Source organism: Rothia sp. HMSC08A08, from assembly GCF_001808385.1.
GTDB classification, from domain to species: domain Bacteria; phylum Actinomycetota; class Actinomycetes; order Actinomycetales; family Micrococcaceae; genus Rothia; species Rothia dentocariosa.
Map to the genome: position 1 here is coordinate 79938 of NZ_KV793062.1, position 13120 is coordinate 93057.

The window sequence follows — 13120 nt, forward strand, 5'->3', positions numbered from 1 at the left end:
GATTATGTTTGCGTGCGCGCCCGGGCTTGCCTGTGCGATAAACTTCGAGTCGATATACCGACACAGGCATGCTGAAGGGCGGGTAAATATACCTCAGCACATTCACCCGCCCTATGCCTCTTGCTCGGGTTACCTGAGATGAAGCAGTATTTACTTCTCGCGCTTGTAGAACGGAAGCGAGACCACGTCGAAAGTTGCACGCTTACCGCGAATATCCACATCCACCTCGGAACTGACCTCAGAGAATTCACGCTTCACCAGTGCCATTGCTATCGGGTAACCCAGGGTCGGGGAAGGAATACCGGAGGTTACCTCACCGATTTGATTACCCTCGGCATCGACGAGGAACGAACCCGCACGTGCCGGGCGCTTTGCCTGAGCTTTCAGCCCAACCAGGATACGCTCCGACGGGGACTTCGCCAGTTCGGTCAGGGCGGTACGACCCACGAAATCGACGGCCTTCTTCTCCAAAGCGATCTCAACTAGGCGACCCAAGCCGGACTCGAAGGGGGTAATATCCAGGCCCAGCTCATGACCGTAAAGCGGCATACCAGCTTCCAGACGCAGCGAATCGCGTGCCGCCAAACCTGCCGGGGTCAAGCCGAAGGGCTCACCTGCGGCGGAGAGCGCATCCCACAGTTTCACAGCGTTAGCATTCGGTACGAAGAGCTCAAAACCGTCCTCGCCGGTGTAGCCGGTACGTGCCAGAAGTACATCTACCCCGGCAATGGTGACCGGAACGGAGGCGTAGTATTTGAGCTCACGTACCGCATCCTCATCTGAGGCACCAGCCGCAAGCAGAATTTCTTCGGCACGCGGTCCCTGCACAGCAATTAGGGAGGTGTCGTCAGATTCGTTGACGAACTTCACGTCAAAATTGCCCAGACGCTCGCTCATGGCCGCAAAATCGTTATCAATGTTGGCGGCATTGGGCACAACCAAGAATTCTTCGTCACCCAAGCGGTAGGTGATAAGGTCGTCAATCACGCCGCCCTTGTCGTTGGCGAGAATCGAGTACTTGGCGCGACCGGGCTTGAGTACGGACATGTTGGAGACCAGAGCGTAGTCGAGGAATGCAGCGGCATCGGGGCCGGTAATGCGGAACTCGCCCATGTGAGAGAGGTCGAAAATACCGGCGCGGGTGCGCACAGCCTCGTGCTCGGCAACATCGTTGGCGTACTTGAGCGGCATATCCCAGCCGCCGAAGTCGGTGAATGCGGCTCCTAGCTTTTCGTGGACGGGGTAGAGTGCGGTCTTCTTGGGTGACATGTTTCTCCTTAGTACATAGTCAGATACACTGCTTTGTGCCAGAATGGTTTTATACTAGAACGATTATTCTTGTTTTTAAGAACATTCATTCTATTTTATGTGTGTACGGTAAGCCTTCCGAGTGCCCCGCTCCCCCGCCTTCTAACAAACAGGCGAAAAACGCGGGACACACAGAAGTTCATCGAATCATCGAAGCTACTCGGCGTGAGCTTCAAGATCGAATGCCTCCATCGGAGGGCATTCACAGACGAAGTGGCGGTCACCACCGGCACCATCAATACGGCCCACCGGGGTGAAGTATTTATTCAGACGCAAAGACTTCACCGGGTACGCCGCCTGCGTGCGGGTGTAGGGGCGATCCCACTCGTCAGCAGAGACGACCTCCACAGTGTGCGGGGCGTTACGAAGTACCGAATCCTCCAGTGCGACCTTGCCGTCTGCGACCTCAAGAATCTCGTCGTAGATGGTCTCCATCGCCTCAATGAAACGGTCGAGTTCCTCCTTCGACTCCGACTCGGTCGGCTCCATCATCAGGGTGCCCGGAACCGGGAACGCCAGGGTGGGGGCGTGGAAGCCGAAGTCCATCAGGCGCTTGCACACGTCCTCAGCGGTCACATGCGAACGGTCGGTCAGCTCACGCACATCCAGGATGCACTCGTGACCCACCAGCCCGCCCGGGCCGGTGTACAGTACGGGGAACTTATCGTTCAGTTTCTTCGCCACGTAGTTCGCGTTCAGCACTGCGTACTCCGAGGACTTTTTCAAGCCCTCAGCACCGCTCATAGCAATGTACATCCAGCTAATGGGAAGCACACCGGCAGAGCCAAAGAACGCCTGCGCAATCGGAAGTGCCGCGCCGCTAGGCAGCTTGCCTTCGGCATCCGCAGTCGCGGCATCGCCGGGAAGGTACTTCGCCAGATGCTCACGAGCAGCAAGAGGCCCAACACCGGGACCGCCACCGCCGTGTGGAATGGAGAAGGTCTTGTGCAGGTTCAGATGGGAAATATCGCCGCCAAACTTACCCGGCTGTGCGAAGCCCATCTGCGCGTTCAGGTTTGCACCATCCAGGTAAACCTGACCGCCCGCGGCATGCACAAGCTCGCAAACCTCAGATACCTGAGGCTCAAACACGCCGTGCGTCGAGGGATAAGTAATCATGATGCCAGCGATCTTATCGCCGTACTTCTCAATCTTCGCCTTCAGATCCTCAACATCGATCGAGCCGTCGGATGCGGTCGCCACACCCGCAACCTTGAGCCCAGCAAGCGCTGCGGATGCGGCATTCGTGCCGTGCGCCGAAAGCGGAATAAGCACGGTATCACGCTCGTGATCACCGTTAGCCTCGTGGTAGGCACGAATAGCACGCAGACCACCGTACTCACCGGTTGCACCGGAGTTCGGCTGCAAAGACACGACATCGTATCCGGTGATAGCAACCAGCCAGTCGGAAAGTTCCTTGATGAGCTTATGCCAGCCCTGAGCCTGATCGGCGGGTGCGAGCGGGTGAATATTCGCAAATTCGGGCCAGGAAATCGGCTCCATTTCCGCCGCGGCATTGAGCTTCATAGTGCACGAGCCCAGAGGAATCATCGTGCGGTCCAGAGCCAAATCCTTATCAGAGAGGTGGCGCAGGTAGCGCATCATCTCGGTCTCGGAACGGTACTTATGGAAGACGGGGTGCTGCATGTACTCATCGGTACGGAGCAGATTTGCGGGAATGCTGAACTTGGCATCTGCCTCGGAGGGAAGTTCTGCGCCAAATGCCTTTACCAGACGCTCCAGAACTCGGTCATCATGAGATTCACCGACCGAAATACCCACGCGGTTCTCGTTGATACGGCGAATATTAATGCCAGCCTCAAGCGCCTTGGCTACAAGATCGTCTGCGCGAGCCGGTGTCTCAACCACCACGGTGTCAAAGAAATGCTCATAGGCAATACCGTATCCGGCGCTTTCCAAGGCTGTCGCTACACGAGCCGCGTTAGTATGCAGACGTTCGGCAATAGCGCGCAGCCCCTCGGGACCGTGATACATAGCGTAAGCACCGGCAACAATCGCCAGCAAAGCCTGGGCGGTACAGATGTTACTGGTAGCCTTCTCGCGACGAATGTGCTGTTCGCGGGTCTGCAGAGACAAACGGTACGAAGGCTTACCGGCGGAATCCTGCGACACACCGACCAGACGGCCCGGCATAGTGCGTTCCATACCCTTATGCACGGCCATGTAGGCGGCATGCGGACCACCAAAGAAGAAGGGCAAACCGAAACGCTGGGTATTGCCCACGGCAATATCAGCACCGAGTTCCCCCGGAGACTTCAGCAGGGTGAGCGCCAGAAGATCGGCATCCACGGTCACTAGGGCGTTACGTTCCTTAGCCGCCTTCACAAGCGGCTCAATATCACGAATTTCCCCGTCGGATGCGGGGTATGCGAGCACCACACCGTACAGATCGCCCTCGGGCAGCCCCTCCGAGAAATCGGTGACCACGAACGGAATGTCAAGAAGTTCGGCACGACCGCGTACCACGGCAAGAACCTGCGGTAGGCACCGAGAATCAATCGCGAAGAAACCGTTCTTAACCTTACGGTTGGCGCGGTGCATCATCACAACCGCCTCCGCAACCGCGCTTGCCTCATCGAGTAGGGAAGCATTCGCAATATCCAGACCGGTGAGTTCCATAACCACGTTCTGGAAATTCAGCAGAGCCTCCAGACGACCCTGCGAAATTTCAGCCTGGTAGGGGGTGTACGAGGTGTAAAATCCGGGGTTTTCAAGAATGTTGCGGCGCAGAACGGCGGGGGTTACGGCATCGTAATAGCCTTCGCCAATCATCTGTGTATAAACTTTGTTCTCGGCGGCATACTCGGCGATCTTGGCGAGTGCATCCTGCTCTGTCAACGGATCGGGAAGATCAAGCTCGCCGTGAAGGCGAATCTGAGGCGGGACAGCGTCGTCCATCAGAGCTCCCAGGGAATCATATCCCAGGGCTTTGAGCATCTGCTCAGCGTCTGCGGAACGGGGGCCGAGATGACGATCGATGAAAGACATAATATCTTCTCCTATTCGGCGCAAACCGTTAGCGGTTCACAACGGTGCTGTTGTGTATATACAGTACTAATTTTCCCATATTGTGGGCTCAAACTTCTAGCTACATATGCCCTGTGACACGTATGTTATAAGGGTTTATCGGCATACATGCGACCACCTGTTACGGCACGGCGAGCGATTTCTTACCGCCACATACAGGAGCGTCATCCCCCTCTGGCGGCAGCCGTCACAGACAAGAGCATCTGCCCGTTAAAATAGCTGTTTGCGGCAGCGTCATAGGCTGCACCCATCACCAGCGGCGGGAAGAACCCGCCTAGACCACCGGCAGCGTCAGCCAAAACCTGCATTGTAATCAATAAATTAGAGGTATTTACGTTCAGAGCCATCTGTTCCGAATTTGTGACCGCCACCCCATATTGGTTTTAGGGTACGAAACTCACGTAAAAAGCTCTGGCCGCTCTCCCTCAGAGTAGGGAACGGCCAGAGCCATGGAAACAAACAATTGAGTGAAAAACTCAGCTACTACTTCGCTACGGCATCAGCCTTATGATGTTCCGGCTTACCGCCATGCTTGACCAAGAATGCCGAGGCAAAGGCCACAGCTGCAGTTACAGCCAACAGAGTTAGACCGATAAAGTAGTTACGATGTGCGGCATCGTAGGTTGCACCCATCACCAGCGGCGGGAAGAAGCCGCCAAAAGCGCCGGCAGCAGCGATCACGCCGGAGACCGCACCCACGTTCTTCGGGTCAGCCGCGCGGCCAACCCAACCGAAGACCGAGCCGGAACCCAAGCCCAGCAGAGCTGCCATCGCCAAGAAGATGGGACCGTAGACATGCTCAGCATCCGGCTGAAATGCGGTAACCAGAGCCAAAACCGACACACCGCCCAACGCAATGAAGGTAATAATCTTCGGACCAAACTTATCAGCCAAGATACCGCCGAAGGGACGAGCGATCACGGCAGCCGCCGCGAAGCCTGCGGCACGAGCACCAGCATCTTCAGGGTTGAAACTGTAGATATTGTTCAGGTAGGTCGGCAGGTAGTTCGAGAACGCCACAAAGCCACCGAATACTACCGAGTACAGGAAGCACAGCTGCCAGGTTGACTTCACCTTGAACGCCCTAATGATCTTCGGCATCAGCGGGGTAACCTCGCGGTTAGCGGTAGCCGGTGAATCACGCAGGAACAAGAATGAGATAATGGCGGTTACCGCGCACAGAGCCGCAATGATGTAGTGGGTATTCATATAACCCACGAGGTTCATCAGGCGCGGAGTAAAGAACGCTGACAGAGCGGTACCGACCATACCAGCGCCGAAAACACCGGTTGCAAAGCCCTTACGAGCGGGCGGGTACCAAGCGGAGCTGAACGGAATACCCACCGCGAACACGGTACCGGCGATACCCAGCAGGAACGAGAAGACCAATATCAGGGGGAACGACTTCATCGAGCCGGCAACACCGACCAAGAGCACCAGCGGAGTGCTGACGGCAAGTACCAGACTCATCATGATGCGCCCACCGTACTTATCGGTTAGACCACCAACCGGAATACGCCCAATCGCACCAATAAAGATAGGCATAGCAACCAGCAAACTCGTAGTTCCCGGGTTCAAATGCATCTGATCCGGCTTGGCGTAATACTTCGCAAGCGGACCAACAATCGTCCATGCCCAGAACCCAACGGTTGAGGCGAAGGTAACCAGCAGCAGGTTAAAAAGCTGCCCCTTTTTTAGGTCGTAACTCTCAGCAGTGGGAGCACTCATGATTCCTCTTTGTGTTATGTGTTGTGTGTATATTGTTAGCGATTGACGCGCTCACGTGGGAGCGCCTCTTGCGGGTTGTCCCAACCACGACGTGCGCCCACGCGCTCATTGCCGCGAGAACGGTAGATGGTGTAGGGACGGAACAGGTAGTGCAGCGGCACGGTCAGTGCATGCACCAAACGAGTGAAAGGCCAGATAATGAACAGCACCATAGCCACAATGATGTGAATCTTGAAGGCGACAGGCACATTCACCATCAACGCTACCTCTGGGTGGAAGTAGAAGATAGAACGGAACCACACCGCAATGGAGGTGCGGTAGTTGAACTCCACCTCATGCCCGTTAACCGGGGGCAGACCGCCCGAGGGGTCAAAAGCGGAAATCAAAGTTGCGGCGGTACCCGCCAGAATGACGGCGACCAGCACAAGGTACATAAACTTATCGTTCATCGTCGTTGCAGAGAAAACCTGTGCGTTACGACGACGACGCCACAGAAGCAGGAACAAACCAAGAATAGTTGCTGCAGCGGCTGCGGAACCGCCCACCAAAGCGACAATGTGATAAGTGTGGTCGTCCACCACGAGGTCTGTTAGCATCTTAGGCACCACTAGACCGCCCACGTGTCCCATAAACACGGCGGCTAGACCATAGTGGAATAGAGGTGATCCCAGACGCAGCATCTTGGATTCATAAATCTGTGATGATCGAGTGGTCCAGCTAAACTGATCGGTACGGTAACGCCAAATAGTGCCGCCGATCAGAACAAGAATAGTGACATAGGGAAGCACGCCCCACAGGAGGGTGTCTACAATCCCCGGCTCGCCGACAGGCACCGCATGTGCTGCGTGCTCGGATGCGAGTGCGTACACGATGTACTCCTAATTTGAGGGGTCTAAATATTATTAGGGTTAACTTGGGTCAGCCGCGGATCGGCATACCCGCTCAGACCAACGGTCTCAACGGGCGGGCCATAACCCGCCATCTGCTGCACCTGTTCCTGGGTCTCGGGAGAGACACCGGGGAGGGTATTGCAGATACTCTGTAATAACCCGTAGTGTGGGAGGTCTCCGTCCCGAAGCGCTAAACGAAGCAGCTCTAATGAGGGACGGTATGCTTGAAGCGCTGCGCGACCCTGGCGACGATCCACCAGCGCCGCAAACTCCAAGACGAGAGGTAAATAGTCGGGAAGTTCCCCGTTAAGGCGGGTGAGCATCCCCGAATCGCGATACATTTTCTTAAATCGAAGAAGGGTTTCGCCGCGACGGCGAGTATCGCCATCCGTCCAGTAAGAAAGGTGCAGAGCGTGCCTGCGGGAGAGGTCGTATTCCTGCACGTAGTCACTCTGAACTTCTTCAAGCTCGCGAGCCGTAAGCCAATCCGCAACGGTTTGCACGGCCTGCACGAAATCGGGATTCTCAGTTGCCTGCGCCAAGCGCGTAAACTCCGGCAGAAGATCAAGAGTTTCTTCCGTCGGATAGCTCAACAGCATGCCGCTGACCTGGTAAATCACCGAGTCTCGGTCTTCACCTGCACCATAGTCACGATCAAACGGATCAATGTTATCGTGCGCGGCTTGCGCCGATTCCGGGGTATTCCCGGAATCGGCTTTGCCCATAAGCTTGGAAAAGAATCCAGCCACTACTTACTTCTTTCCGGTGGTATTCGGGAACAGACCATCCGGACGCGAGTTCCCATCCCAGCTAAAGAGGCTCACCTTGTTAGAGCTCTCATATACGCCAGTTGAGACGGGGGTCGGGCGACCTTCCATGTCGTTGAATGCGTCACCGTACATGCCGGGACCACCATCAACGCTCAGCGAGCATCCCATCTCTTCGAGGTTATGCGCATCTTCCATATGAGCCGGAGGAATCACATAACGCTCGTTGTACTTAGCAATCGCCATCAGACGGTACATTTCGTACATCTGTGCACCGGTCATACCCACCGAGTTTGCGATCTCCTCATTGCCTTCGCCGCCCAAATTAATGTCACGCATGTAGGCGCGCATTGCGGCTAGGCGCTTGAGCACGAAGGTTACGACCTCGGTATCGCCAGCGGTAAACAGCTCAGCAAGGTATTCAACGGGGATGCGCAGCGCCTCGATCGCGCCGAACAGGTTCTGGCTGTTCTCAGCATCGTGTCCCTGGTCCTTGAGCAGATCCACAATCGGCGACAGCGGCGGAACGTACCAGACCATCGGCATGGTGCGGTATTCGGGGTGCAGCGGAAGTGCAACCTTCCATTCCTTTGCCAGCTTGTACACGGGCGACTTCTGGGCTGCGGTAATCCACGCCTCGGGAATATCGTTCTCGCGTGCCAAACGAATAATCTCGGGATCCGAAGGATCGAGCATAAGCGAAAGCTGCGACTCGTACAGATCCTTCTCATCGGCAACGGATGCTGCCTCAGTCACGCGGTCTGCATCGTAGAGGAAGATACCGATATAGCGCATACGACCCACGCAGGTCTCGGCACATACGGTCGGAATACCGGCCTCGATACGGGGGTAGCAGAACGTACATTTCTCTGCCTTACCCGTCTTGTGGTTGAAGTACACCTTCTTGTAGGGGCAGCCGGTAATGCACTGACGCCAGCCACGGCAGCGATCCTGATCGACCAGCACGATGCCGTCCTCGGCTCGCTTGTAGATAGCGCCGGAGGGGCATGCCGCCATACAGGACGGGTTCAGGCAGTGCTCACAAATACGCGGCAGGTAGAACATGAAGGTCTGCTCGAACTCGAATTTAATCTTGTCCTCGGCCTTCTTGCGCACCTTCTCCACAAGCGGGTCAAGGTGACCGTACTCGGGAGCTCCGCCCAGGCTATCATCCCAGTTCAGACCCCATTGAATCTTGGCGTCCTGACCGGTAATCATCGACACCGGCTTAGCCACGGGGAAGTCATCGCCTAGGGGCGCGGTGGTGAGATTCTGATAATCGTAAGTCCAGGGCTCATAGTAGTCGCTGAGCTCGGGCTGAATCGGCGAGGCGAAAATGGAGAAGAGCTTCTGGAAGCGGTTACCGCTCTTGAGCTCCAGACGACCGCGCTTGTTCAGCACCCAGCCGCCCTTCCACTTTTCTTGGTCCTCGTAGCGGCGCGGGTAGCCCTGACCGGGGCGGGTCTCAACGTTGTTGAACCACACATACTCGGTACCGGAACGGTTTGTCCATGCCTGTTTACAGGTCACGGAGCAGGTGTGGCAGCCAATGCACTTATCAAGCGCCATCACCATTGCAACTTGTGCCATAACACGCATTAGAATGTAACCTCCTGCGACTTGCGACGGCGAATGTACGAGACAATGTCACGTTGGTTGCCGGTCGGTCCGAGATAATTGAAAGCGAATGCCAGGTGTGCGTAGCCGCCAATCATATGGGTCGGCTTGAGTAGGATGCGGGTCATCGAGTTGTGAATACCGCCGCGTTTGCCGGTGGTCTCGGTCTTCGGCGTCATCATACGCTCCTGAGCGTGGTGCACGTAGCACACGCCCTCAGGCATACGGTGCGAGACAACCGCACGACCCACGAACACACCATTGGTGTTCACACATTCGATCCATTCGCCGTCCTTGACGCCGATCTTCTCGGCATCCTGGGGGCTCATCCAGGCAGTCTGACCACCGCGGAAGAGGGTCAGCATATGCTGGTTGTCGAAGTACTGGGAGTGGATAGCCCACTTGTTGTGCGGGGTTAGGTAACGCACTGCAACCGAAACGCCGTCGGTAGTACCGATTTCGGGTTCTTTGAAGAGCCCGGTCATATCCAGCGGGGGACGGTAAATCGGCAGCGCCTCGCCCATTTCGTGCATCCAGTCGTGATCCAAGAAGAAGTGCATACGACCGGTTAGGGTATGGAACGGCTTCTTCTTTTCAATGTTCACGGTGAACGGCGCATAACGGCGGCCGCCGGTTTCCGAACCGGACCACTCGGGAGAGGTCATCACGGACTGTGGGGCTGCCTGGGTCATGGGGAAGGTAATCTTACGTTCCTCGTTACCCTCGGCAAGATCCATCAGGTGCAGACCGGTCTGCTTCTCAAGTTCCTTGAAGCCCTTAAGGGCCACCTCACCGTTGGAAGTACCAGAGATGCGCAAAATCGACTCGGCGAGCTTGGTGTCGGTATCCAGTGCAGGACGACCCGCGCCCTTACCGGAGTCCATTACACCAAATTCCTTCGCCATCTGAGCGACTTCGTCCTTCAGATCGTACGTCACGTATTTGGTGGTGGCACCAACCTTGTCGAAAAGCGGGCCTACAGAGGTGTACATATCGTACATCGCGCTGTAGTCGCGTTCGACAGTCATGAAGTTCGGCATGTTCTTACCGGGAACACCTAACATGCCGGGAGTGCTCTTCCAGTCGGGTGCATGACCGCCGGGTTGCTTGATCTGACCGGGGGTATCGTGCAGGAGCGGAACCGAAACAATATCCTTGCGGGTGCCCAGGTGTTTCTTGGCCTGGCGTGTGAACTCGTATGAGAGAGCCTTGAAGGTATCGTGATCGGTTCGTGCTTCCCACGGCGGGTCGATAGCAGGCGAGAACGCGTGCAGGAAGGGGGGCATATCGGTCGAGGAAATATCGTGCTTCTCGTACCAGGTAGCGGTGGGGAGCACAACATCCGAAAGCAGGGTCGTGGTGGTCATGCGGAAGTCCGAGGTGACCAGCAGATCGAGCTTGCCTTGCGGTGCTTCCTGGTACCAGGTGACCTCACGCGGAATGGATTCCTCATGATCGGCGCCCTGCACGTTGTCCATGCTGCCGACAAGGTGCTTGAGGAAGTAGCTCTCACCCTTAGCGGAGGAACCGAAGAGGTTTGAGCGCCACAGCATCAGGGTACGCGGCCAGTTCACGGGATTATCGACGTCTTCAACAGAGAATTCAAGGTCGCCGGAGTTCAGGCGCTGTGCCACATAATCGGCGTTATCCTTGGCTTCTCCGCGCGCTACTGCCGCCTCTGCCTTATCGGCGAGGTCGAGCGAGTTCTCGGGGAACTGCGGGTAGAACGGCATCCAGCCCATACGGGTGGAGCGCGCGACAACATCCGCAGTGTGTACTCCCTTGAGCTCGCCGGTGCCCAGCGGGGACTGCAGGTAATCGGTGGAGTAACCGTCCTGGCGGAACTGGTCGGTATGCATGTACCAGAAACCGGTGCCGATCATATGACGCGGCGGGCGGCTCCAGTCCAAAGCGTTTGCCATATTGGTCAAACCGGTGAGCGGACGTGCCTTCTCCTGACCCACGTAGTGAGCCCAGCCGCCGCCGTTGCGGCCCTGGCAGCCGGTCAGGTTCAGCAGAGCCAAGATAGCGCGGTAGGTTGTATCCGCGTGGTACCACTGGCAAATACCGGCACCGAAGATAATCATAGAACGACCGTGAGAGTCAATAGCGTTCTGCGCAAATTCGCGCGCCACGCGAATAACGGCCTCCGGCGGAACTGAAGTAATCTGCTCCTGCCATGCCGGGGTGTTCTGAATCGACCAGTCTTCGTAATCCTTGGCCCAGTCGCCGGGCAAGCCGGGGCGACCGATACCGTAGGTAGCAAGCATCAAGTCGAAGACGGTGGTAACTTCCTGACCCTCAACGTAGGTGACGGGCACGCCGCGGGTCATGATGTCGCCGTGGCCCTTGGGGTTATCGAAGGTCGGCATCTTGATCTCGACAGCGGCGGACTCGCCCTGCGGCAGATCGCGAATCGAGAGAATGGGTTTGCGCCCGTCCAATTCAAGGTTCCATTTACCCTGATCGGATTCGGAGTAGCGGTGACCCATCGTACCGTTGGGAACAAAGACCTCGCCGGTTTCGCGATCCATCATGGCGGTCTTGAAATCGGCGTTTTCCTGGTGCTGCTCCCCCGCCAGGGATGCGGCGGTCAGGAACTTCGAGGGAACCTTCGTGCCGTCTTCACGAGTTTCGAGGGTAACCAAGAAGGGCAGGTCGGTGTAGGTCAGGGCAAAGTCTTCGAAGAACTCCACGCGCTGATCCACGTAATTTTCCTTGAGAATCACGTGACCCATAGCCATTGCGAGCGCAGCATCGGTACCTGCCTGTGCGGGCAACCATTCGTCGGCGAATTTGGTGTTGTCGGCATAGTCAGGGCTGACTGAGACAACCTTGGTACCGCGGTAGCGCACCTCGGCAACCCAGTGGGCATCCGGGGTACGGGTGACGGGGATGTTTGACCCCCACATGATGAGGTAGGAAGCATCCCACCAGTCACCGGATTCGGGCACGTCAGTCTGGTCGCCGAAGACCTGCGGCGATGCTACGGGAAGGTCGGCATACCAGTCGTAGAAGCTGGTCATCACGCCGCCGATGAGCTGGATAAAGCGCACACCGGCACTGAAGGAGACCATCGACATTGCGGGAATCGGGGTGAAGCCGGTGCAGCGGTCGGGTCCGTAGTACTTAATGGTGTGCACGTGGGCGGCGGCTACGATTTCGAGTGCTTCTGCCCAGGTGGAGCGCACCAATCCGCCTTTACCGCGCGCGCTGATGTAGCGGTTGCGTTTGACGGGGTCGGAGACGATGGAGTGGAATGCTTCAACCGGGTCGCTGTGCAGGGCTTTTGCTTCGCGGTACATTTCGAGGAGCAGACCGCGCACATAAGGGTATTTCACGCGGGTCGGCGAGTAGGTGTACCACGAGAATGCAGCGCCACGGGGGCATCCGCGCGGTTCGTATTCGGGGCGGTCGGGACCGACTGTGGGATAGTCGGTCTGCTGTGCTTCCCAGGTGATAATGCCGTCTTTGACATACACCTTCCATGAGCAGGAGCCGGTACAGTTCACACCGTGGGTTGAGCGAACTTCTTTATCATGGCTCCAGCGGTCGCGGTAGAAGGTATCGCCTTTGCGACCACCTTCACGGAAAACCGCACGACCGTCATCAGTCTCGTCCCAGCGAGAGAAGAACTTACCGAATTTGATCAGCTGATCGGTAAGGGGTCCATCCGGACCTTTGGTCTGTGATGCTTGTTCCATACAGCCAATATATCGCAAAAATTGGTATGCCAAATACGATATAAAAATATTCTCTAAT

7 protein-coding genes and 1 pseudogene are annotated in these 13120 nt (G+C 56.6%); all 8 read right to left on the minus strand.

The features are described from left to right. Positions 1-150: 150 nt before the first annotated feature. Complete coding sequence (gene gcvT / locus HMPREF3164_RS04060; protein ID WP_070449044.1) at positions 151-1269, minus strand: glycine cleavage system aminomethyltransferase GcvT; 1119 nt, start codon at positions 1267-1269, stop codon at positions 151-153. A 195-nt stretch (positions 1270-1464) separates the two neighbouring features. Beyond that, a complete protein-coding gene (gene gcvP / locus HMPREF3164_RS04065) occupies positions 1465-4317 on the minus strand; it encodes an aminomethyl-transferring glycine dehydrogenase (RefSeq protein ID WP_070449046.1) in 2853 nt (950 codons plus the stop codon). Between the two features lie 203 nt (positions 4318-4520). After that, positions 4521-4646, minus strand: a pseudogene (locus HMPREF3164_RS11500) (MFS transporter); the annotation flags it as partial. Between the two features lie 193 nt (positions 4647-4839). Beyond that, positions 4840-6084, minus strand: coding sequence for an MFS transporter (locus HMPREF3164_RS04075; RefSeq protein ID WP_048751152.1), 1245 nt, complete (start codon positions 6082-6084; stop codon positions 4840-4842). 35 nt (positions 6085-6119) lie between these two features. Beyond that, complete coding sequence (gene narI, locus HMPREF3164_RS04080; protein WP_048751151.1) at positions 6120-6953, minus strand: respiratory nitrate reductase subunit gamma; 834 nt, start codon at positions 6951-6953, stop codon at positions 6120-6122. Positions 6954-6976: 23 nt separating this feature from the next. Then, positions 6977-7723 carry a nitrate reductase molybdenum cofactor assembly chaperone gene (gene narJ, locus HMPREF3164_RS04085; protein WP_041321532.1) on the minus strand — a complete coding sequence of 249 codons (747 nt, stop codon included), beginning with the start codon at positions 7721-7723 and terminating at the stop codon, positions 6977-6979. A 3-nt stretch (positions 7724-7726) separates the two neighbouring features. After that, a complete protein-coding gene (gene narH / locus HMPREF3164_RS04090) occupies positions 7727-9340 on the minus strand; it encodes a nitrate reductase subunit beta (protein WP_070449050.1) in 1614 nt (537 codons plus the stop codon). Beyond that, on the minus strand, positions 9340-13062 hold the full coding sequence (locus HMPREF3164_RS04095) for a nitrate reductase subunit alpha (protein ID WP_070449052.1): 3723 nt from the start codon (positions 13060-13062) through the stop codon (positions 9340-9342). The genes narH and HMPREF3164_RS04095 overlap by 1 nt, the downstream gene beginning before the upstream one ends. Positions 13063-13120 lie beyond the last annotated feature (58 nt).

What these genes read in the sequence shown, in the direction of transcription:
- HMPREF3164_RS04075 (WP_048751152.1), bottom strand. Translation starts at nt 6,084, where the DNA reads ATGAGTGCTCCCACTGCTGAGAGTTACGACCTAAAAAAGGGGCAGCTT.
- HMPREF3164_RS04095 (WP_070449052.1), bottom strand. Translation starts at nt 13,062, where the DNA reads ATGGAACAAGCATCACAGACCAAAGGTCCGGATGGACCCCTTACCGAT.
- gcvT (WP_070449044.1), bottom strand. Translation starts at nt 1,269, where the DNA reads ATGTCACCCAAGAAGACCGCACTCTACCCCGTCCACGAAAAGCTAGGA.
- narH (WP_070449050.1), bottom strand. Translation starts at nt 9,340, where the DNA reads ATGCGTGTTATGGCACAAGTTGCAATGGTGATGGCGCTTGATAAGTGC.
- gcvP (WP_070449046.1), bottom strand. Translation starts at nt 4,317, where the DNA reads ATGTCTTTCATCGATCGTCATCTCGGCCCCCGTTCCGCAGACGCTGAG.